Origin of the sequence: Clostridium sp. OM02-18AC, assembly GCF_003481825.1 — a bacterium.
In the GTDB taxonomy this organism is placed as follows: Bacteria; Bacillota; Clostridia; order Lachnospirales; family Lachnospiraceae; genus Brotaphodocola.
The window spans coordinates 123,903-146,788 of the sequence record NZ_QULW01000008.1 but is presented as its reverse complement, the minus strand read 5'-3'; the positions used below and the strand labels follow the sequence as shown (position 1 = coordinate 146,788).

At 45.0% G+C, this 22,886-nt stretch carries 22 protein-coding genes; 2 read left to right on the top strand and 20 right to left on the bottom strand.

The window, feature by feature from the left end; genetic code table 11:
- Positions 1–157: 157 nt before the first annotated feature.
- The 3 genes from DXB18_RS07685 to DXB18_RS07675 all read right to left on the bottom strand — a co-directional run bounded on the left by DXB18_RS07685 (position 158) and on the right by DXB18_RS07675 (position 5,778).
- The gene (locus tag DXB18_RS07685) at positions 158–967 is read right to left on the bottom strand and encodes a tetratricopeptide repeat protein (RefSeq protein WP_118543736.1); all 810 of its coding nucleotides are present in this window, start codon (positions 965–967) and stop codon (positions 158–160) included.
- The gene (locus DXB18_RS07680) at positions 964–2,190 is read right to left on the bottom strand and encodes a DUF5716 family protein (RefSeq protein WP_118706968.1); all 1,227 of its coding nucleotides are present in this window, start codon (positions 2,188–2,190) and stop codon (positions 964–966) included. Before DXB18_RS07680 ends, DXB18_RS07685 begins: the two co-directional genes overlap by 4 nt.
- Positions 2,191–2,259: 69 nt before the next feature.
- Positions 2,260–5,778 carry a DUF5717 family protein gene (locus DXB18_RS07675; RefSeq protein ID WP_118706966.1) on the bottom strand — a complete coding sequence of 1,173 codons (3,519 nt, stop codon included), beginning with the start codon at positions 5,776–5,778 and terminating at the stop codon, positions 2,260–2,262.
- A gap of 186 nt (positions 5,779–5,964) precedes the next feature.
- On the opposite strand from DXB18_RS07675, the gene DXB18_RS07670 reads away from it, so the two are divergent.
- Positions 5,965–6,495 (top strand): DUF4364 family protein, encoded by a 531-nt coding sequence (locus DXB18_RS07670; RefSeq protein WP_118543739.1) that lies wholly within the window; start codon positions 5,965–5,967, stop codon positions 6,493–6,495.
- Between the two features lie 96 nt (positions 6,496–6,591).
- Here DXB18_RS07670 and galE read toward each other — a convergent pair whose 3' ends face one another.
- From galE to nhaC, 17 genes are all read right to left on the bottom strand, one after another.
- A complete protein-coding gene (gene galE / locus DXB18_RS07665) occupies positions 6,592–7,617 on the bottom strand; it encodes a UDP-glucose 4-epimerase GalE (protein ID WP_118543740.1) in 1,026 nt (341 codons plus the stop codon).
- Positions 7,618–7,751: 134 nt separating this feature from the next.
- On the bottom strand, positions 7,752–8,633 hold the full coding sequence (locus DXB18_RS07660) for a dihydrodipicolinate synthase family protein (RefSeq protein ID WP_118706964.1): 882 nt from the start codon (positions 8,631–8,633) through the stop codon (positions 7,752–7,754).
- 21 nt (positions 8,634–8,654) lie between these two features.
- On the bottom strand, positions 8,655–9,335 hold the full coding sequence (gene ttdB, locus DXB18_RS07655) for a L(+)-tartrate dehydratase subunit beta (RefSeq protein ID WP_118706962.1): 681 nt from the start codon (positions 9,333–9,335) through the stop codon (positions 8,655–8,657).
- Positions 9,335–10,234, bottom strand: coding sequence for a L(+)-tartrate dehydratase subunit alpha (gene ttdA, locus DXB18_RS07650; RefSeq protein ID WP_118706960.1), 900 nt, complete (start codon positions 10,232–10,234; stop codon positions 9,335–9,337). The genes ttdB and ttdA overlap by 1 nt, the downstream gene beginning before the upstream one ends.
- 28 nt (positions 10,235–10,262) lie before the next feature.
- Entirely contained in the window at positions 10,263–11,534 is a 1,272-nt protein-coding gene (locus DXB18_RS07645; RefSeq protein ID WP_118706958.1) for a TRAP transporter large permease, read from the bottom strand.
- Positions 11,531–12,028 (bottom strand): TRAP transporter small permease, encoded by a 498-nt coding sequence (locus tag DXB18_RS07640; RefSeq protein ID WP_118706984.1) that lies wholly within the window; start codon positions 12,026–12,028, stop codon positions 11,531–11,533. The genes DXB18_RS07645 and DXB18_RS07640 overlap by 4 nt, the downstream gene beginning before the upstream one ends.
- 78 nt (positions 12,029–12,106) lie before the next feature.
- The gene (locus DXB18_RS07635; protein ID WP_118706956.1) at positions 12,107–13,225 is read right to left on the bottom strand and encodes a DctP family TRAP transporter solute-binding subunit; all 1,119 of its coding nucleotides are present in this window, start codon (positions 13,223–13,225) and stop codon (positions 12,107–12,109) included.
- Between the two features lie 254 nt (positions 13,226–13,479).
- Positions 13,480–14,127, bottom strand: a complete 648-nt coding sequence (locus tag DXB18_RS07630) for a GntR family transcriptional regulator (protein WP_182430505.1) — start codon at positions 14,125–14,127, stop codon at positions 13,480–13,482.
- A 261-nt stretch (positions 14,128–14,388) separates the two neighbouring features.
- Complete coding sequence (locus tag DXB18_RS07625; RefSeq protein WP_118706952.1) at positions 14,389–15,354, bottom strand: D-2-hydroxyacid dehydrogenase; 966 nt, start codon at positions 15,352–15,354, stop codon at positions 14,389–14,391.
- A gap of 37 nt (positions 15,355–15,391) precedes the next feature.
- Positions 15,392–16,798 carry a citrate lyase subunit alpha gene (gene citF / locus DXB18_RS07620; protein WP_118706950.1) on the bottom strand — a complete coding sequence of 469 codons (1,407 nt, stop codon included), beginning with the start codon at positions 16,796–16,798 and terminating at the stop codon, positions 15,392–15,394.
- Positions 16,791–17,666 (bottom strand): aldolase/citrate lyase family protein, encoded by an 876-nt coding sequence (locus DXB18_RS07615; RefSeq protein WP_118706948.1) that lies wholly within the window; start codon positions 17,664–17,666, stop codon positions 16,791–16,793. The genes citF and DXB18_RS07615 overlap by 8 nt, the downstream gene beginning before the upstream one ends.
- A gap of 2 nt (positions 17,667–17,668) precedes the next feature.
- A complete protein-coding gene (gene citD / locus DXB18_RS07610; protein ID WP_118706946.1) occupies positions 17,669–17,938 on the bottom strand; it encodes a citrate lyase acyl carrier protein in 270 nt (89 codons plus the stop codon).
- 222 nt (positions 17,939–18,160) lie between these two features.
- Positions 18,161–18,808 (bottom strand): GntR family transcriptional regulator, encoded by a 648-nt coding sequence (locus DXB18_RS07605; protein WP_118706944.1) that lies wholly within the window; start codon positions 18,806–18,808, stop codon positions 18,161–18,163.
- Positions 18,809–18,875: 67 nt separating this feature from the next.
- Positions 18,876–19,505: an RNA polymerase sporulation sigma factor SigK gene (gene sigK, locus DXB18_RS07600; RefSeq protein WP_118706982.1), complete on the bottom strand. Its 630-nt coding sequence runs from the start codon at positions 19,503–19,505 to the stop codon at positions 18,876–18,878.
- Positions 19,506–19,625: 120 nt separating this feature from the next.
- The gene (locus DXB18_RS16155) at positions 19,626–19,775 is read right to left on the bottom strand and encodes a hypothetical protein (RefSeq protein WP_182430504.1); all 150 of its coding nucleotides are present in this window, start codon (positions 19,773–19,775) and stop codon (positions 19,626–19,628) included.
- Positions 19,776–19,801: 26 nt separating this feature from the next.
- Positions 19,802–20,677: an MBL fold metallo-hydrolase gene (locus DXB18_RS07595; RefSeq protein WP_118706942.1), complete on the bottom strand. Its 876-nt coding sequence runs from the start codon at positions 20,675–20,677 to the stop codon at positions 19,802–19,804.
- Positions 20,678–20,766: 89 nt separating this feature from the next.
- Positions 20,767–22,176 carry a Na+/H+ antiporter NhaC gene (gene nhaC, locus DXB18_RS07590; RefSeq protein WP_118706940.1) on the bottom strand — a complete coding sequence of 470 codons (1,410 nt, stop codon included), beginning with the start codon at positions 22,174–22,176 and terminating at the stop codon, positions 20,767–20,769.
- Between the two features lie 453 nt (positions 22,177–22,629).
- Here nhaC and DXB18_RS07585 point away from each other — a divergent pair, with 453 nt between their 5' ends.
- Positions 22,630–22,881: a TM1266 family iron-only hydrogenase system putative regulator gene (locus DXB18_RS07585; RefSeq protein WP_118543742.1), complete on the top strand. Its 252-nt coding sequence runs from the start codon at positions 22,630–22,632 to the stop codon at positions 22,879–22,881.
- Positions 22,882–22,886 lie beyond the last annotated feature (5 nt).

The window sequence follows — 22,886 nt, the reverse complement described above, 5'->3', positions numbered from 1 at the left end:
ACTTTTAAAAGAGCGGTGGAATTTACTTTTGCACTGGAATTTACTTTTTCAAGTCAGCTTTTTCACAATATTTTTTACACGCATTTTTTACAATTATATTTTGCATTTGCCGCATGATCCCATTGTGCCGCATGCTTTTTCTTTTCCAGGTTTTCGCTTATACCATCGCGCGGTACTCTCGCTTCCAGGTTTCGACTAATTCCCGTGCAGCCTTCTCTCCCTCAGCCGCGTCTTTCCGAAACCAGCTTTCCACCTGTTTTACCGTCTCGGATTCCTTTGCCTCTTCCTGTGCACGGACGAGTGTTTCATCCCAGGCGGACTGTTCTTCCTGTGTAATCGTGTTCCGGAACCGTTCTCCCAAAATCACACGGCTGTCCAGTTTTGTGATCCAGTACAGGCTGCGCAGGCATTCCCGGCTGCCGCTCCGGTTATAAGCTTTTTCGAATGCCTCAGCCGCCTTGTCAAAAAGGAACATCCGGCCATAGCAGGCACCCAGATTGTTCCAGACTCTGGCAAGCAGCGGATCCTCTGCCTCATCCGAAGGATCATCCAGGATTTCCTGATACATCTTTGCTGCTTTTCCATACTGGCGCATACCAAACAGGGCGTCTGCCCGCAGTTTTTTTACTTCTCCTGCAGATTTTTTCCGGTAAGACGACAACGTCTGACGATATTCTGAAATCTCATTCTGGGAATAATAATCGCTTTCCTGAAGCAGAAAGATCAGCATTTCGTCCGGGTCTTCCCCGCTTTTTCTCCAATTGTCCAGTTTCAATGCCAGAAAACCAAGATTTAATTCTTCCCGCAAAAAATCCAGAAGGCGGTCATCGACCAGCCGGTCCATCACAAGCAGCGGATAATGATAAATGACGTAAGCCAGCTCCTGGGAAGAATACAGGTGCACACCAAGGAAGCTTACATAATATGGATTTTTTACCTGTTCTGATCTGCATAATCTTAAACTCATAGCATAACCTCTTGCACGACTTTTGCATCTGACGCTGGGAACAATTCCCCAAATCCCCGGTCTGTCAGCGTAACGCGCATTGTTTTTTCATCGAGAAATGTAATTTCAATCCTAACCTTTGTCGTTTTTTCCGGACGTTTTGGGAATCCCTCCAGCATGATCGTGACTGCTTTTTTCTTTTTGGAGTCAAATCGCGTGATTTCCAGTTCTACTGCATTCTGCTTCTCCGGAATCACTTCCAGCATAGCTCCCATGTTTCTCCAGCTGTCTCCGGCCGCTGCAAGTGTCACTTCTTTTTCCTGTCCTTTGAATAAGACTTCCATCGTGACGGTTGCTTTTAAACGCCCTTCACAGATCATGGCATACGGATAGGAGGTCTGCGGGCGCAGATAGTCTGCCGCACAGTAAGCTGCGCCTTTGGCAAAGACAGCTGTTTCCATGTATACACGCCGTTTCGTACAAAGCAGCTTCATAAAGTCTTCTGCCCACTCCCGTTTTTCAAACCCTTTTCCCATCAAAAACACAGCGGAATACAGTTTTCTCTGCATCAGCCGTTCTGCGCAGGTGCAAAGGATCTTGTCACCAAGCTTCGCGCCGGAAGGTGTTTCCAGGATATCCAGGCTGAAACTTTCTTCGATTCTTTTATACTCTGCCAGCACTGCATTTTTCTTTAGGCCACGCTGCACTTTCATTTCGTAATAACGAAGTTCCTCTTCTGACAGGTCAAACATTCCAACCGTCCCGTTCCAGATTTCTTTTTTCTGGCTTAGCATATAATAGATAAAGCTTTCGGAATGTCCAATGACCCGGATGTTTTCTTTTGAAACTCCAAGCTTTTCCCCGCAGGAATACAATACCTGGACCAGACGTTCATCCAGACTGCGCACCGTAAAGGTCAGCCCTGCAAAACTTTCCGTCTGTCCCAGCTCTTTCTGGACGATCTGAAGCACACGCTCCAGAAACAGCAGCAGAAGTTCTTCTGCCGGATAGCGTTTCCCGTCGAGCGTTGCCGTTCCATCTTTTAAAACGAGCTTTACCAGCTTGTCGGTCAGGTTTCCTTCCCCACTGAGGGTGCGTGCATAAGCATCTTCCCCAACAGACCAGGTTTCTGCCGTCTTGTGGCGGCAAAGCACCGTGGGAAATGTCCATATTTGTTCTTCGTCTCCGCAACTGATCTGTGTGTATTCGTCACACAGATCAATGCCTGCTACCAATTCGTTCATATAATTCCTCTTATCCAGCATCTGCCTTTTTTGCAAATGCCTTATCTGACAAAACCTGCTTTTTTATCCTTACATTAAGGTAAACAAAGATTCCATGGCCGCATGGTCCGTCAGGTATTTTTCCATTTTTTCTTTCAATTGTGATGTATTGTGTTCCATCAGACACCGGCTCATATCGTTGAGTGCAGTAAAGCGGCTCTCCCGGCCGCCATTTAAAGAACTGTCGTAGGAAAGACGCCCGCCATCTTTTTTAACCGCGGTACAAGGTGAAGCTGTATCCATGACATCTCCGCTTCTTCTTTCCTCTGCCACGTTTTCATAAACCTCATATTCCAGCACCTCTCCCTCAAACAGCACATGCTGATGGATGTAGATGCCCGGATATACTTTTATAAACTCCGCGTTGTGGCTGTTTTCTTCTACAGGCAGTACCCGGATTTTCAGTTCCGGCCGCACTTCCCGACTGCCCCGGTATTCTATGGTAATCTGGTCCATGATCGAATCCGGCATCGGAATCTTCTGTCCAAGCTGATGGAAATACGCGAAAATCCTACCCTCTTCCAGAAGCTGGTCCACCATGCCGCGCGCCAGTTTTTCCTGTTCTTCTGACAGACTTTCCTTACGGCTGTACCACAGTGTCAGCGCCAGCATATAAATCGTAGGGATCCGTTTTTTCTCAGGGATCTGCTTCACCGTTTCCTCCAGATACGCAAAAACCGCATCGGTCGTCGGACAGTTTTTTAAGAAATAATCCGCAGACTTCATGGTAAAGTAAGCTTTTGTCACCAGCTCACTGACCCGTTTTCCTTTTCGGTAACAGGCAAATACCGGATCAATATGCTTTGTTTCCCCGCTGAACATCATCTGCGCAAGCAGACGTTCCGGAAGATCGTAGAGTTCAACATGCTCTTCTTCGCTCTTTTCAAGCAGCTGGTACATCTGCTCCGATGTCCCGTTGAAATGCTCACACAGATAATCCAGCAATGCGCCATCCCACTCACCCTGTGAAAACAGATTCCAGGAAAGTCCAAGCAGTGTATCGTCGGATTCCGGCATCTGGTTTAAGATCATCCGGCTGCACAATTTCAGCAGTTCTTCCTTATCTGCTCCGTCATAGCCATAATTTTGGATCAGCGAAAAGGCCTCCACATAGTTATCCTGACAGATCAGCAGTTTTAAAAGCTTTGCGCGTTCTTCATGACTTAAGGTTTCCGCATTGACCTGGGTCAGATAGTCCAGGACTCCCGGCATATTCTCTTCTGTTTCCTGTTTTTCACTGTCATAACCGATCAGACACGCAAGCAGTTTTTCCTGAAACAGGGGATGAAGATGCAGTTCTTTCAGGGTGCGCTTTAAAATGCGCCGGTCGAGTGCATCTTTCATGCCATTTTGTACGATCGCGCTGCAGCGCTCCAAAAGCAGCATTGGCTGCTCCGGACAAATTTCATAGCAGCGTTCTTCCAGTTCTTTTTGGTCTGTCATCATCGCCTGCTGTTTTCGGTAAGACACATTGCTGTAACGATTTCCGCATACATCCTCAAACAAAAGAACCGGATGGCTGGAAAAGAGCGGCGCATACGCAATTCCATCTTTCACAGGGAAGACATCTTCCCGCTCCAGTTCTTCATAACACACAACGACCGAGCGGATATTTTTCCCGGATACCGTAATGCGGTACGATTTTAAAATGGCAGGAAAGACTTTCGCTACCTGTTCATCGATCATCTCCTTATAAAGAACATGCTGATATAACGTCACGAGACGGCTGTTTACGCGGGAGCGCAGCAGCTGCTCCATGGTAAACTGTTCGATATCCCGCTCATACTGACGGTACAAAGATGAGTCCGGATTCATGAATTTGACAATATTGCTGTAGAGCACTTCCCGGTTTGCCGTGTCCATGGATTTTTCATAAGAAAAATACAACAGAACTTCTTTCGGAAGCAAATACGGGTAATCCTCCGGAAGTGCATACAGGTAATATTCATAAAGTCTCGTCAGACTGACACCATCGTTTAGTGCCTTCTGATACCAGGTGAAATATTTTTTATCACGGCAGTCTGTTTTGATCAGGATACTGCAGATCGCATTGAGGATTTCCGGTTCCGGATACTGCCGGTACAGCATAGTCAGCAGACGGAACAACAGTCTGCCGCTGCGCTTCACCGTTACAGCCAATTCTGCTGTTTTTAACGCAAATGTTTTATCGACCAGTTTTCTCTTCGCAGCAAACATCAGCACCTGTAATTCGAAATCGGAAAGACCAGTAAACAGTTCCGGATGATTCTGATATAATTCCCAGACCCGGACATACAGATACGGGCTGCGGCTGCCGCGCTCGAATTCTTCGCGAAGTTCTGCAATCCCCTCTTCCTCTGTTCCTGTTTCTTCCTCTTTAACCGGCTGAAGCTGTTTGGAAAGATACTGGTGAAGCTGTTCATATTCCGGACGGTACTTGCGCACGGAAGCAGCTTCTTCCCGGCAATTTCCCAAAACTTCTTTTGCAGCTTCGGTATCTCCCTCCAGCAAAAAAAGATCGGCCTGATACAGATTTACCGCAAGACTCTCACCATACTGGCTGCGAATGAGTTCCAGCTGCTGTTTCAGCTGGTTGCGCATCAGCGCTTCCCCATACAGACCAAGCTCATACTCCAGACGCAGTTCCAGATATTTTCCAAATGCTTCCCTTCTTCCGTAAACGGATCGGTCTTTGCCATCATCTCCTGCCAAAACTTCGAATGGAACACAGATCTGCTGACGCATCGTTGAAATCCAGACAGCGCCAAGATTCTTGCCCTGATGCAAATGCGCAGGATCGATCCGGTAAGGGATCTCGCAGACACCATCCTGGAAATCCGCATCCGTAAACACCGCTTTTGAAAGTATAATGAACTCTCCATCCGTTTCTGCTTCCAATCGGATATATCCCCAGGTGCTGCACTCCACCCGGAGTGTTCCCTGCAAATTTTGTTCCGGGTTTTCAAAACTGCGCAGCGACGTGTCGACACTCAGTTCCACCGGTTTTTTCGCATGGAGTCCCACCAGAAACTCTTCCAGTTCATTCTGGCGGTTCGGTTTTCCCTTTAAGCCATCATACAGGGCACGGACCTGCAGATCCTGCATAAACGGGGCATCCGTAAAGTCACGATAATCAAACAAACGTTTTGCAAACTCACTGTCGCACTGCACCAGCTTTGCAAATGTCTCAGCCGTTTTTAAACCAGCCAGGATTTTCCCCACCGGATCCGGTTCCACAACAAAAGAATATGGCAGCTTTTTCTCGCCGCCATTGGTCACAAGATCAAACACTCCCTCGATTTTGTCTCCATCTGACAGGGTTCGGCAGTCAACCTCATAAAAAATTCGATTCCGGTTTCCTCCAAAGGAAGTACCCAGAACCCGCACACGCGGATGGGACGAATACACCAGACCTTTGATAAAACAGCCATAGCGGTCCGTCACATAAAGTTCTTTTCTGCATACCTGACCTGCAGTCACCGGTCCCTCACACGTTTCCGGCTGGATCAGTACCTCCGGGATTTCCGCGTCAACGATGCCCTTTGCCAGTCGGTTAATTCTTTCTCTCATAGTATCCCCTGTCACATTTTCCCACTTCCATTTAACATACTGCATAGATATGGGAAACTCTATTTATTCTGCTGTCAAACAGCAGTTTCAGTCATATATGGCACTAGTTTAACATAATTCCACTTGATTTAAAAGATTTAAATTGGTATGATTAAGAAAATTGTTAGATGAAAGAGGCACTTTTCTATGTTGTCTGAACCGATGACGTTATATAAACTCATGAACCTGTACATGCTCAAAAAAGTAAACTTTCCGCTGACCAATGCGCAGCTGACCGATTTTTTTCTGCAGCATGAATATGCGAGCTATTTCACACTCCAGCAGGCTCTTGGCGAACTAAAGGATTCCGGTCTGATCCATGCCGAATCCACACACAGTACCACACGCTATGAAATCACCAAAGAGGGGGAAGAAACCCTTCATTTTTTTGAAAGCAGTATTTCCCCTGCGATCATAGAGGATATGGATACCTATCTGAAGGAAAACCGCCTGCGGCTGCGCAACGAAGTCAGTCTTGTTTCCGATTATTACAAGTCTACCAGCCAGGACTATATCGTCCACTGTGAAGTCCGGGAAGGACGTTCTCCGCTCATTGAGCTGAACCTGTCTGTTCCGGACCGCGACCAGGCCGCTGCCATGAGCGCCCGGTGGGAACAGAAAAGCAAGGAAATCTATTCCTTTATTATGAAGTCTTTAATGAGCGACGAGGAGACCTGACGGTCTCCTCGTTTTTCATTCCATATATTGTTTTGAAATTTTCTTTGGTCCGAATTTTCCGACGCTCACATGCAACGTGAAGCAATCGGTTTTTCTTTATTTTTCTTCGTATCCATTCGGATTATTTTTCTGCCATCTCCAGGAATCTTCACACATCTCCCGGATGCCATATTTCGCTTTCCAGCCAAGTTCACGCTCTGCTTTGGAAGAATCTGCATAGCACTGCGGAACATCGCCTGCGCGGCGCTCTTTGAATACGTAGTTGATCTTTAAGTTGTTTGCTTCCTCGAACGCATTGATCACATCGAGAACGCTGTAACCAACACCGGTTCCCAGATTGTAGATCCAGACACCGCCTTTTTCTTTTGCCAGCTTGTCCAGTGCTTTTACATGACCATCTGCCAGATCCACTACATGGATATAGTCGCGGACACAGGTTCCATCCGGTGTGTCATAATCATTGCCAAATACGCCAAGACATACCAGCTTGCCGACTGCTACCTGGGTAATATACGGAAGCAGATTATTCGGGATTCCCTTCGGATTTTCACCGATACGACCGGACTTATGGGCACCGATCGGATTAAAGTAACGAAGCAGCATGACCTTCCAGTCCGGATCTGCAGTGTGGAGATCTGTTAAGATCTGCTCCAGCATGCCCTTGGTCCGTCCATAAGGATTGGTGATCTCGCCCTTTGGACATTCCTCTGTGATCGGCACAAAAGCCGGATTGCCATAAACCGTCGCGGAAGAACTGAACACGATGCTCTTGCAGCCATGGCGGCGCATCACATCACATAAAATCAGAGTTCCGGTGATATTGTTATGATAATATTCCAGCGGCTTATATACAGACTCCCCGACTGCCTTTAAACCTGCAAAATGAATGACTGCATCAATGTTTTCATTCTGGAATACGGAATCCAGTGCCGGTTCATCCAGCAGATCCACTTCGTAAAAAGTTAATTTCTTACCGGTAATCTCCTCCACACGTTTTAAAGACTCTCTGCAGGAATTGCACAGATTGTCCACGACTACAACATCATAACCGGCATTTAAAAGTTCCACGCAGGTGTGGCTTCCAATATAACCGGCACCGCCTGTCACTAAAATGGTAGACATAATAATACCCCTCCTTTGGTTGGATATGCAAAAAAATGCTTTCCCATATATTATATATGGGAAAGCATTTGAAAACAATGCAATTTTCTTGTGATTTGTGTGATTATTTTTTGTTTCTGGAAACAGGCAAGCGATCAGACATTCTTTAATTCTTCTAAAACTGCTGTAAGTTCTTTTACTCCTTGTTCCGGTAAACACTTGCACGGCTTAATCGGATTTCCTACATCGTATCCCTGAAGATTTAACGCACCTTTTATGCTGGCCGATGGGCCATACTTTTGGAATATGCTGTTCAATTTCCAAAGTTTCCGCTGCATTTCCATCGCCTCATCCCAGCGTTTTTCCCTACAAAGTTCATACAACCGTACACTCTGTTTCGGAATCACACAGGCAGGACCTGCCATCCATCCGACTCCGCCAAGCATCATAACAAACTCCGGTACATGTGCTGACGCACTGAATATCTTTAACTGATCTCCGACTGCCTCATGTAACTCTAAAAGGCGGCCAGTGTTTGGGGATGCATCTTTATAATAATTGATATTGTTATGTTTCGCCAGATCAAGCAAGGTATCTGTGCTGATCTCAAAGCCGGTAAATCTTGGATTATTATAAATCACGGTTTCGATTTCTACCGAATCTGCAATTTCTGAAAAATAATGGCAAATAGACTGCTGGTCTAAAGGGAAATACACATTCAGTATCGCAAGGATTCCATCCACATGCATTTGTTCATAGCGTTGTGCCTGTTTCACCGCATCATAAACAGATCCTGCAGCCACACCGGCAATCACCGGGACACGTCCGCCCGCCTGATCAACCGCTATCTTCACAATTCTTTTTTTCTGCTCTGCATCCAGGTAGAAAAACTCACCAGTACTTCCAAGCACTACGATACCATGAACGCCACTGCAGATCAAATCCTCAATCAATTTTCGTAAAACCGTCTCTTTGATTTTCCCATCTTCTGTTACGGGGGAAACAAGATATGGGAAGATTCCTCTAAATTCTCTCATTTTCTAATTGTTCGCGAATGTTTAATCCTCTACAACATAGATGTTCGGATCATATACTGCAGGAGCATCTTCTTCGATCAGTAAATAATCTTTTACGCTATCAATAACCGGAGCCTCACACTCTTCTTTTCTGGAAGCAAAATATGCTTTGTTCTCTACAAACATATTGTTGCCTTCTGTATCAATTGAAACGATGAGCGGTCCAAATTCGGTAACATCCAGTTCCCACTCTGCCTCTGGCATGCCGAGGTCTCTCCAATAAACATTTTTAATTTCGTTTACATGGCAGGCTGCAGAAACTGCACATCCACCAACAAATACACAGTGAATTGCTTTGTATTCCTTACATCCTTCACTAGTCAACGGTCCCATGCCGCCCTTTCCGATGATTACACGGACACCTGTTTCTTTAATAAAGTCCTTCTCATAAGCTTCCATACGAATAGAAGAAGTCGGACCAACAGAAATCATGGTATTTTTGCCTGGTTCCTCGCGAATAATCGGACCTGCATGGAAAATAGCTCCATCCCGGTAATCATAAGGACTCTTTAATCCTTCACAAAGTACACGGCGGTGAACATCGTCACGTCCGGTTGTCAGTGTTCCGGACAGATATACAATATCACCCACACGGAGATCTTTAATGTCTTCCGCTGAAACAGGAGTTACTAAAATTTTCTTTCCATTTTCGATTTTTAACATTACAGCGTTACCCCCTTATAAGATTCCAGTGTGTAGTTTAAGTCTTTATCAAATGTAATGACACCACGGCGGTGAGCATAGCAAGCTACATTCACGCCAACTGCGATCGTAGCTGTATGGCGTGCAGAAGACTCTACATGTACAGCCATGGCAGCCTGTTTTCCTCGCAGACCCTGTGCGCCAATTCCTACGCTGTTTAATGCCTCCATCAGATCCTTCTCCAGCTTTGCTCCCTTTGGATGCGGATGATGGGTACCGATCTCACGCAGATAAGCTTTTTTCGAAAGAACAGCTGCATTTTCCATATTATGTCCAAGACCAACACCGACTACAAGCGGCGGACATGCATTTAATCCCAGATCCGTTACCGCATCAAACACATATTTCACAATTGCTGCATAGCCATCACTTGGTTTAAACACCTTTGCACATCCCGGAAGACAGCAACCACCACCTGCAAAATAAGTGCAGATCTTCAGATCACTGTTTCCCGGAATAATATCCCAATGGATCCACGGCATCCGTTCACCGGTATTATTGTTTGTGTTTCTCTCATAGAAATAATCTACCGTGTTCTGACGAAGCGGAGAACTAAATGTAGCTTTCGCAGTAGCCTTTCTCAGTGCCTCTTCCACGATGCCCATGTAAGGGAATTCGGATCCGCAGTCAATGTAGAAATGCAGAAGACCGGTATCCTGGCAACAAGGACGGTTTAATTCTTCCGCTTTTTTCAGGTTGTCAAAATACGTGTCATAAATTGCTTTCTGGATTTCGGATGTCTCGTTTTCCCGGCATTCCTTAAGCCGTTCGAGCACATCATCTGGCAGGCGCTTGCAAGCAAGCCCGATGAATTTTTCCATTGTGACAGCTAACTGTTCACGTGCCTCATTGTTATTCATATACATCTCCTCCTATGGATTTTTTCTTTTATACTCCGGCAATTCCCAGGCTGATGAACGGAAGATATGTAACTAAAAACAGTACTATAATCTCTCCGATCAGGAATGGGGTTACCGCTTTTACAATCGTTTCAAATTTGATATTCGCTATATTACATCCAACATACAGGCAGTTTCCCACTGGTGGAGTAATCATACCAATACCCATGTTTACAATGAAGATAATTCCTACCAGATACGGGCTTACACCAACTGCTGTCAGCACTGGAAGCAGAATTGGCGTGAGCAGTGCGATTGCTGCACTAGAATTCAGGAAACATCCTGCAATCAGGACAATGATGTTTAAAAGGAACAGTAAAATGTATTTGTTTGTAGTAAGTCCCAGCATGAAGTTTGCAATTTTCTGTGGAATCTGTCCCATAGTCAGCACATAACTGAATGTACCTACGGTTGCCATGATCAGCATGATCACGGATGCACCTACAGCAGATTTGGTGAGGACTTTCGGAATATCCTTTACTTTTAAATCTTTGTAGATAAACATTCCAACGATCAGTCCGTATACACAAGCCACAGCTCCGGCCTCTGTTGCCGTAAAGATACCAGAATAAATACCACCCAGAATGATAACCGGCATGATCAGTGCCCAGATACTGTCTTTTAAAATTGCCATAATGTTTCCAACACTTCGGTCTACCCGAACAAGCGGAACATTATTTTTCTTTGCATACCAGAAAGAAACGACCATCATGCTGATTCCCATCAGGATACCAGGTCCTACACCACAGAGGAACAGTGTACTGATGGAAGTGTTAGCAAGAACACAGTAGGTAACCATTGGGATGGACGGCGGAATAACCTGTCCAACCGTACCAGCTGCCGAAACACAGGCTGCTGAAAAATCTCTTCCATAACCATTCTTTTCCATTTCCGGAACCATGATGCCGCCGATTGCTGCTGTCGTTGCCGGGCAGGAACCGGAAATTGCTGCAAAGAACATGGAAGCTGCAATTGCTACGATTGCAAGACCGCCCCGGAAAGATCCAAGAAACAGGTTTACAAAATTTACCAGTCGTTTGGAGATTCCGCCTTCTCCCATCAGGTTACCAGCTAGGATGAAAAACGGAATAGCCATAAGTGGGAATGAATTGATGCCGGTGAACATGGTCTGGGCTGATACAACAAGAGAAGCATTCATACAGGTGGCTACTACAACCACCGCTGCAACTCCGAGCGCTGCTGCAATCGGCACACCCAGAAACATCAGGAAGAAAAATCCCAGGAATAACAAAGCAATCATTTGTTTTCCTCCTTTCTGTTCTCCCAAAGGAGAATTTTTACTGCATCATACAGGTAAGACAAACCCATGAAAAAGCATCCTACCAGCATTCCAAGATACACATAACTCATTGGGACTCTCAGTGCCGCGGATGTCTGTGTAGAGAGTTTTCCCCACAGAGAAACCAGATAGTATGCTACCATGAGGAAAAAGCCTCCTGCGATAACAGCACTGATACTTTTCATCCCCTTTTTCACACCTGCCGGGAAGAGATTCTGTACCAGTTCCACGCTGATATGCTGTGAGGATCTCGCACCAACATATCCGGCAAAAAACGTCATCCATATGAAACCAAAGCGGGCAGCCTCCTCAGACCATGCAAGCGGTGCATGCAGGATAAAACGACAGATAACCTGAACCGTAATGAGAACCGTCATTCCTGCAAGAACCAGTGCCGAGAGCCCGAAAAACACTTTATCAACTGCCGCAAAAAAACTTTCGAATATTTTCTGCATGTATTTTTCTTCCTTTCGTAATCTGGAAGCTGTTTCCGGCTTCCAGCCTTTTTCCATTCCTACATGTTGCAGATAAAACTACTTCACTGCTGCTACAGCATCGCGTACTTTCTGAATCAGTTCCCCGTAATTTGCTTCATACTTTGTATAAATCGGTTCTACTGCCTGTTTGAACGCTTCGGTTGCTTCCAGAGTAAGCTCATTCACTTCGCAGCCATTGTCCTTAACCTGCTGGAGCAGATCTGCTGCCTGGGAATCACTGACCTCACGCTGATATGCGCATGCCTCATCTGCAGCTTTCTGAATTGCAGTTTTCTGATCATCTGACAAAGAATTCCATTTATCCAGGCTGATAATAAGCGGCTCTGCTGTGTAGATGTGATGGGTAATCGAATAATACTTATTCACTTCGTAATATTTGTTATTTACGAATGTGCTGGTTGCATTTTCCTGACCGTCAACCGTGCCAAGCTGCATTGCTGAAAACAGTTCCGATGTTGCCATTGCTGTAGCGGTTGCACCAAGTTGTTCAAAGGTATCAATAAATACCGAACTCTCAGGAGTTCTCATCTTCAAGCCTTTCATGTCGTCCGGAGAAGTGATTGGGCGAACGTTGTTAGAAATATCGCGGAAACCATTATCCATCCAGCAAAGGACTTTGAATCCCTGGCTTTCCGCATACTGTTTCAGTTCTTCACCATAATCTCCATCCAGAACGGTATATGCCTCATTCTTATCCGAGAAAATAAACGGAAGGTTTAAAACTCCGATTTCCGGAACAAAGTTTTCCAGAGCCATGGTAGATTCCAGACACATATCCAACGTGCCAAGCTGAACTGCTTCAACTGCTTTCGCACCAGATGCGATCTGGGATGCCGGATAAATGGTAACTCCGACAGCTCCATCTGTATAAGCGTTTGCAAGCTGTGCGAATTTTCCAACGCCATACTGATACGGATGTGTTGTAGATCCTACATGGTTCAGTGATAACGTAACTTCACTTCCCTGGGTGGACGGATTGTCCAGATTTACGTCTGCTGCAAGTACATCTTCATTTGTTGCCGGCGCTGCTGCACTGCTGTCAGCCGTTTTTGATTCCGCCGCCGTTGTAGATGCCGTCTGATTTCCTGATCCGCCGCAGGCAGTCAGTGCAAATGCCATTGCCGTAGCTGTGAATACTGCTAATCCTTTTTTCATCTCATTCTCTCCTTTGTTTTTAATCACGTTTTCTTTTACATCGTATTGTATACAATGTCAAATGCTTATGGTTAAATATTATCAATACATTTGTCCGTTGTCAACCTTTTGTTTTCTTTTCCCTGTTTTCACCAATTTTCTTTTTGATTTTTATAAATTTCAAACAAAAAAAGCAGCCAGGCTGACAAAAAACTAACAAGTGACATCTTGTCAGTTTTTTGTCAGCCTGGCTGCTTTTTTACTTTTTCTCAGATTTATTTTTCCAGGTTTGTAAGAACATCGTTCATACTTCGCACCAAATGGCTCTGCATCTCCTGGTACACAAGCTGCTTATCCCGTTTCAGAATGGCTTCAAAGATACGCTTGTGCTCCTCATGTGCACAGCGGACATATTCCGGCTCTGAAGCATTGACAGAACGGGAAGAACTGATCCATAACGATGACATCAGCTCTGTCATCTTATCATTCCCACACATGTCCCAAATAACCTGATGAAACGCATGATTGCAGTTTTTGTAATTTGCCCAGTTTTCGTCACGAATACACGCTTCTGCATCCTCAAATGCTTCCTCCAGTGCAGTCATATCTTCCGCGTCACATGCATAGACTGCTGCATGACTCTCTAAAATCTGTCTTACCTGATAATAATCCCGGATACGTTTCGGCGTGATGCCGTTTACCACCGCTCCTTTATTGGGTCTTAGCTGGATCAGTCCGTCGTTTGCAAGTGCCTGAAACGCAGCCCGCACAGGTGTATTGGAAACACCAAGTTCTGCCGCTACTTCGTTCAGATTCAGGGCTTCCCCGTCCTTATACTGATTTCGCAAAATCGCATTGCGCAAAATACTGGTGACCTGTTCACTTGTGGTCTCAATTTTAATCTGTTTTAATTTTGTTGCCATAACATCCATACCTCATTTCTGTTTGCAATCATTGTCATGAGTCAGAACCTGTCTGCAAACGGCAGTTCAACAAGGATGAAAAAGTATGTTTGCATTGTATACATGACATTATGTTTTTTGCATTCTTTTGTTTTAAATTTATCATACTCTCCCAATAAACTCAAGTGTTTTTTTATTTTTGATAAAGAATTGATAAAACTGCAAAAAGTCTGGATATTTCTACCCAGACTTTTGAGTTTGTCTTCACCCATGCATATAAAATCAACGATTCACAACGTGAATCGGTTTTCCTTCCACAAATGCTTTTAAATTTTCCGCAGACATATCCATAATGCGCTGTCTTGCCTCTTTTGGCGCCCAGGACATATGTGGCGTAATAATACAGTTTTTCGCATGCAGAAGCGGATTATCCCCTTTGATTGGTTCGGTACTGACCACATCCAGTCCTGCTGCGTAAACTTTTCCGGAATTCAACGCATCTGCCAGATCCTGTTCCACCACAAGCGGACCACGGGAATTGTTTAGAATAATCACGCCGTCTTTCATTTTTGCAATTGTGTCTTTGTTGATCATTCCTTCTGTATCCGGGAACAACGGACAATGCAAAGCGATCACATCAGACTCGCCCAACAATTGATCTAGAGAAACGTATTCTGCAATCAGCTTTCCTGTATCGTTTTCATGGGCATCATAAGCGAGTACTTTCATTCCAAGCGCTTTTGCAATCGAACCTGTTCTCTGTCCAATGCGTCCAAAGCCAATAATACCCATGGTTTTTCCATCAAGTTCAATCAACGGATAATCCCAGAAACACCAATCGGCATTGGATTCCCACCGTCCTTCTTTTACTGCCTCATCATGATGTCCGACACGATGACAGATTTCCAGCAAGAGGGCAATTGCAAATTGTCCAACCGCAGCGGTACCATAGGTCGGAATATTAGACACTATAACTCCCTTTTCCCTGGCATAATCTACGTCCACAACATTGTATCCTGTTGCCAGGACACTAATAAACTTTAAATTATGGCAGGCATCCATAATTTTCCTGTCCACCGGTGTTTTATTCGTATACACAGCTTCTGCGTCACCGATTCTGCGAATAATTTCGCGTTTATCATCCACCGGCGTACGGTCATAAACAGTCAATTCACCAAAAGCTTCTATTTTCTCCCAGGAAAGATCTCCAGGATTTTCTGTATATCCATCCAAAACTACTATTTTCATGCCCAGACCTCCACTCTTCCAGATAAACCTGTATTCTTTATGAAACCTGATAGATCACATCAAGCAATGAGTCATCGCGGTTTAATACTTTTGCAACAACTCTTTCCTTTTTAATCTCTACCGTTCCCGGTGTGCCATTAATCTGGTCAGCAATCGTTTTCAGTTCCTGAATATCTTTAACCGGCAGTTTCGCTTTGATCAGTTGCTCTTTCAATTCCGGGCGTGCAGGATTCACCGCAATTCCATACTGCGTCACAAGCAGATCAATGCTGCTTCCCGGCGTAGAAACAGTAAGCACCTTATCCACTACAATCGGCATTCTGGCACGGCTGAGCGGAGCTACAATCAATGTCAGTTTGGCACATTCTGCCACATCTGTATGACCGCCAGAACCTCCGATAATATATCCCTTGGAATCCGTATGAACATTTACATTAAAATCCAGATCAATCTGAGTTGCGCCAAGCACAACTACATCAAGAGAACCTGCTGCCGTACTCTTGGCTGTCGGACTTGCATAGTGGGAAGCTGTGATTTCCTGATGTTTTGGATTGGTTCGTAAGGATTCTACTGCCTTCAGATCGAAGCACTGCACATCCTGAATTGCCTGAAAGAGACCTGCTTCCAGCATATCAACAATATATCCGGTAATACCACCTAAAGCAAAACTTCCTTTTATATTTTTCTTTATCATGATATTTTTCAAGAAATCTGCAGTTGCCAAAGAAGCTCCACCGGCTCCTGTCTGGAATGAAATACCGTCTTTTAACAGACCGGATGCATCGATTGCTTTTGCCGCAAGGTCTGCAATCTTTAACGCAACCGGATCTTTTGGCATTCTGGTTGTTCCAGATACAATTCCTTTTGGATCGCCAATTGCGTCCACTTCCACAACATAGTCAACATTTATCTCATCAATCGAATAGTCTGTCAGCGGATATGGCACCAGATTATCGGTAATCACAACTGTTTTTTTCGCACATTCAGCATCCACAAACGCATATCCTAAAGAACCACATGCAGATTTGCCAATTTTTCCGGTACAGTTTCCCATAGTATCTGAAGTAGGAGCAGCAATAAATGCCACATCTATTTTTGATTTTCCAGTTTCCAGTGCACTTGGACGTCCACCATGGGAACGGAAAATAACAGGATTTTTCAATACTCCCTCCGAAATAGCCTTTCCAACTGCCGGTCCAATATAATCCGTTTCCAGTCCGGTAACCACTCCATTTTTCATATGCTCGATCAATGGTGTATGTCCATCATGCACAGAGCTTGCATTGACCGTAAGGTCTTTGATTCCGAGCTTTGCGATTTCTTCCATTACCATATTTAAGACATAGTCTCCGCTTCTCAGATGATGATGAAAGGAAACGGTCATTCCATCTTTCAGCCCACTTGCAATAATTGCCTCTCGAATACTTCCAACAACCTTACTCATCTAACAGACCTCCAATCTCTGCCGCTGCGTCCAACACTAATTTTGCACGCATTACAATCGGCGCGTCAATCATTTTTCCACGCAGGGAAATTGCGCCCTTGCCCATTGCCTTTGCCTGCTCAATTGCTTCGAATACATCCATAGCATACCGGATTTCTTTTTCAGTCGGACTAAAGACGTCGTTTACGCAATCCACATGGCGTGGCGAAATAACCGCTTTTCCGGTATAGCCAAGACTCTTTGCGAATTTTGCATCCTTTTCGAGTCCTTCAAGATCCTCAACATCGGTAAATGGAGTGTCATACGCTTCAATTCCTGCTGCTCTGGCCGCACAAACCAGCTGTTGTCTTGCATATAAGATTTCTGTTCCCTCTTTTGTCCTCGGGCATCTCAAATCTGCAGTCAGATCTTCCGCTCCCAGATATAATGCAATCATCCGTTTTGATGCTTTTGCAATCTCATAAGCATTCATAATTCCCTGGGCAGTTTCCAGGAGCGGCATGATTTTAATGGTACCCACTTCGATACCATTCTTTTTTTCTTCTTCCGTCATCTTCTCGTCCAGTTTTTTTATATATTCGCCATTGCTGACCTTTGTCGGCATGATGACCGCTGGTTTTAACGGAATCATTTCTTCCAGATCGGTTTCCCAATAAGGAGTATCCAATGCATTTATTCTGACAATGATCTCACATTTTCCAAAATCAAGAGACTTCAATGCATTCTTGACCAATTCTCTTGCCGCATCTTTCTGATCCGGAGCAACGGCATCTTCCAAATCAAAGATGATGCTGTCTGCACCCAGGATTCCTCCATTCATGATCATATTCGGGTTATTTCCCGGTAAAAATAACATGGTTCTTCTCATAATTAAGATTCCTCCACTGCTCTTTTGATCGCCGTTGCCATTCTGGCACGGATTGTACAATCTAATGCTCCATGATCATTCGCCTGGACATCAATCGAATGAATTCCCATTTCATCGATGACATCTGTTAATGTTTTCATGATCTTGTCATGATAATACATATCAACCGGAGACTGAAGATCAATGTTTACCGTTCCATTTCCCGGTCTGACTGTAATCATAATGTCACTTGATTCCAACGTTCCTGCTAACCCAACCTTTTTAATGTCCATCCTTTCACCCCTCTGAATAAATAATTTCATTTGTTTCGTTCGTATTGTTAAATGGATACATTACATTATGTAAAATATCACATGTCATGTTTGCTTTCAAGTCTTTTTGTTAATAATTCTTTTTTTCTCCACCATAACCAATTATGAATCACTTTTTTTGTGCATAATAGAGATTGCAACAAAAAAGAACCCCTAAGTTTTTCTTAGAGATTCTTTCTGATATTACTTGTTTTGTTTCTTTTTTAAATGATTCAATACACGTTCGTAGCTGCGGTATACATGCCGTTCTATAATCTGCTCTGCTTCTGCAGCATCATTTTTTTCGATACATTCAATTAATATTCTATGATCCTCATTGGATTCCTGCGCATTGGCTTCTGCTGTTTCCCCATCTACGTCCACGGTATTCCACATTTGTGACAAAAGCTTCTCCAAATGGATATTATCTGCTTCTTCCCAAATGATCGTATGAATCTGCCGATTATATTCATTGAAAGACCGATAATCTCCATTTTCAATCGCAAATTGGGCTTTTTTATAGCTTTCCCACAAAGCTGTGCAATCCAGTTTTTTCTCACAAACACGTTTTACCGCTTCTTTTTCCAGTAATGTGCGCATTTCAAAATGATCATGAATAAATTTGGGAGAAATATCATTCACGGTTGCTACTTTGTTGGGTCTCACGGTGACCAGTCCCTCATTATGCAATACCTGCAGCGCCTCACGAACCGGCATTCTGGAAACCCCCAGTTCTTCAGCGATCTTATCCTGATATAATTCCTGCTTTGGCTCAAAAATACCATATAAAATGGCCTTGCGAAGTTCCGCTACCACTTTATCTTTCGTTAACTGGCTATTAATCTGGCGCATTGTTCTACCTCCGACAATTCTTACTGTCTATCATATATCCATTTGACATTTTGGTAAAGCATTTCTTTCAACATCCTGCATTTATCTGCTCCGCCATCTTCTTCAACGCCCGTTTTTCGATCCGCGAAACATATGATCGCGATATCCCAAGCATTTTCGCAATTTCCCTCTGCGTACACGCCCTTGTTCCAAACAGCCCGTATCGCATCTTTACCACGGTCTGCTCCTGGGGTTTTAAACAGCAGGCAAATGCCTCATAGAGTTCTTTCCGGTCCTGTTCCAGGATCAGGTCTTCCAATACCTCTCTGGTTTCCAGTTCAATCACATCCACCAGACTGACCGACTCCCCGTCTTTATCGACTCCGATCGGCTCAAACAAGGATACTTCCCGATTATATTTTTTACCTGCGCGGAACAGCATCAGAATTTCATTTTCAATACATTTTGCTGCATAGGTTGCAAGGCGGCTTCCCCGTTCCGGATGAAACGTGTTCACCGCCTTAATAAGACCAATGGTTCCAACTGACAACAGATCTTCCATTTCGTAGTCCGTTCCCTGATATTTTTTTGCCACATGGGCCACCAGTCTCAAATTCCGTTCGATCAGGATATCACGTGCCTCACGGTCGCCCTCCTGCATGCGTTTCAGGCAGGTCCGTTCCTCTCCAGGTGTCAAAGGCTTTGGAAATGTCTGCAAAGAAAAAGCCACCCTGAAGCATTCTTATCATAGTTTATGCTTCGGTGGCTTTTCCAGTGCCTTTTTCCGTTCAGAAAATCCCTGCCTGTGAGCAGGAACGAAAGCCCTCACATTCGTTCTTTATCTTACCATTCCGGCTTTGATCTGAACTTTATTTTCATACATGTTCTTGTCGGCTTCATTCAAAAGATCCATGATCGATGCCTTTGGATAATCCCCGAAAAACGCATAGCCGCAGGCATAACTGATCTGAAACTCTCCGCATATCATTATAAAAAGCTATTTGCAATAACATTTTAGAAGATATCCAGATCTTGTCCATTCACCATAGGGCCCTGATAACCGGCATCTTTGATTTCCTGCAGGATTGCTTCATTTCTGCGGTTCATCTCAGCTTCTACATCTACTGTATTATCCTGGATTTCCATATGGTAGATCCGGTGATATGTAACAAGAAGCTTTGGCTGCGCTTTCTGTGCCACTTTTGCCAGATCCACGCTCAATGTGTGAACCTCCCGGTGATATTTCTGCCACTTGGACTCCCTGGCTGAAAGTCCGGCGGTATATTCCACCTCGTGAAGCAGGATATCACAGTCTTTGGCCTTCTGTGCCACAATCTCAAGCGGTGCGGTGTCGCCGCTGATCACAATGACCTTGTCCGGAGTCGTAAACTTGAATCCATAGCTTTCAAGTGTTCCGTGGCTGACCGGAAATGCCTCCACAGTGACCCGGTCATCCTGATAGATCACCCCAGACTGAATTTCCTTTGCCTCAACTTTATACCCCACTTCATTGGCCTTCTCAAAACCATTGATGCGAAAATCAATATCTACTGCATAGGCCTTTTGAATATGTTCTGTCATTTCCCGGATTCCCTTTGGTCCGAACACCTGCAGTGGCTCTTTTCGCTCCAACACCCACGGCGTAAAGATCAGATCCGAATACCCGGCAGTGTGATCGGTGTGCAAATGTGTACAGAACGCTACCGTCAGACGATCGGGGCGTAAAGCATCCACTCCTTTTTTATAAGCCTTCGCTGCCTGACGGACCACCCCTGGTCCAAAATCAACAAGATATGCCCGGTCTCCTACCACAACTGCCGAAGACGGACCACTGGCATTGGGACACGCATTCGGCGTGCCGGTGCCAAGAAGTACAAGTTTTGTTTCCATAATCCTATCTATGCTCCACTTTCCATTTTATTTTGCTGCTGAAATGTTTCCTTGTGATCGTATGGTTCTTGCTGTTTTCAATCCAAAAGCTACACTGCTGCAGGATCCTGTGATTTGGATTCCGGTTCCGTATGACGGATGGAAATTCCGGTAAAACCATAAAAAATGCTAAACAGCGGGGTTAAATACAGCAAAAACAGGTACGGGAAAAACACAGACCATGCCACACCGAGCGTTCCCGCCATGTACACACAGTAACCGTGCCACGGAATCATCGGACCGGATAATGTTCCCGCATCTTCCAAAGTCCTGGATAAAATCTCCGGTGCAATGTTTCTTTTCTGAAACAACGGCTTCATCATATTGCCGGTCAGCACATGAGACATCGGCTGGGAGCAGCTGATGAGACTGGTTACATAACCAACCAGAAGACTGGCCAGGATCAGGCTGCCATCGCTGTTGATCCGACCGGTAATGGCATTTAAAATGTTGCCCAGAACACCGAGACGGTCTAACATTCCACCCATGCCGACAGCAAAGCAGATGATCGCCACATACTGCAGCATACTGCTCATACCACCGCGGTTTAAGATGGTCTTCAAGATTGCTTCTTCAATCTGGGTGCTATAGCCATTGTATGCCACGCGGATGATACTCTGCAGCGTTGCTCCCTGATAAAACCAGGATACTGCACCCGCACAGACTGCAGAAAGTCCAAGGGAAACGATCGCATTGACTTTGCAGAGCAGCAAAACGATGATCACAACCGCCGGAAGCAACGTCACAAATCCCATTTTAAACTCTCCCTGCAGGGCATCGATGTAAACCAGCAGATTTCCCTCCTCGTAACCACCGGATGTCTGACTGATACCAAGGATGGTAAAGATTACCAGGCTGATGGCAAAGGTTGGCAGAGTTGTCCACAGCATGGAGCGGACATGGTCATTTAACTTTGCACCTGCCACCGCCGGAGCCAGGTTGGTTGTGTCCGAAAGAGGACTTAATTTGTCACCGAACATGGCACCGCAGATGACTGCACCGGCTACCATACCCGGATGGATTCCCATGGCATTGCCTATGGCCATCATAGCCACACCGGCACTGCCTACAGAACCGTAAGAAGTTCCGGTCACCAGACTTAAGACTGCACAGAACACCAGTGTTAACGGAAGCAGCCAAGTCGGATTGATCATCTTCAGACCGCCCACAATAATTGATGCAATTGTACCGCTCTGCAGCCAGGTACCGATCATGACACCGATGGACATGAGCAGGCACAACGTTGGCACAACAACGCGGATGGCATCATAAGCGCCGCTCACTACATGATCATACTCAATCTTTAACACTTTGCAGAACAGATAAATGATGATCCAGCTCATAAACAAACCGATCATCGGTCCTCCTGTCTTCAGCCGAATGCAGACTGCCACAGATCCAATGATCAAAAGCAGCAGCAACAGTGACTGAGGCATATTCAGATTCTTTTCTTCGTTCATAATATCAGGTTCCCCTCTCCCATAACGTTTCACACCGCAGCCTGGATACGCTTCCAGAACCGCCCGTTTTTCATCAATTCAACGCGTTAAATCGTTGATATTTTCTTATTATACCGAATTTCCATGAAAATTGCAAGAGCTGCTGTCGTTCTGTTCACGTAAGTATACACAGCCATGTAATTTTGCCGATACTTCTCATTTCAGACTGACAAAATCACGCCACAGCAGTACTGGAAATATAACACAATCTGTGGTATTCTGTTCTTAATGAGAATCATGATGCATTCCGACACTAAGGGTGGAAACATCCTGCGTGAAAGGTTCGCCCGGTTCACTGCCCGATCTATAGCCGCAGTCTGTCCAGCCGCACCTTTACGGATGCGGCTTTTTCTCTGTCTTTGTGACTGCCCGCTGCTTTCGCAGTCACCACCACTACAACAAACAGGAGGTTTTATGGAAACACGTGTTGCTGTTATGAGTATCATTGTAGAAAACCCGGATTCTGTAGAAAAGCTGAATGCCATGCTTCATGAGTATGGTCCCTACATCATTGGAAGAATGGGGATTCCCTATCGCCAAAAGCACATCAGCATCGTATCCATCGCCATGGACGCACCGCAGGATACGATCTCTGCTCTGGCTGGAAAGCTTGGAAATCTGGACGGAGTCAGCGTCAAGACCGCTTACTCCAATGTCATTGGGTGATGCCC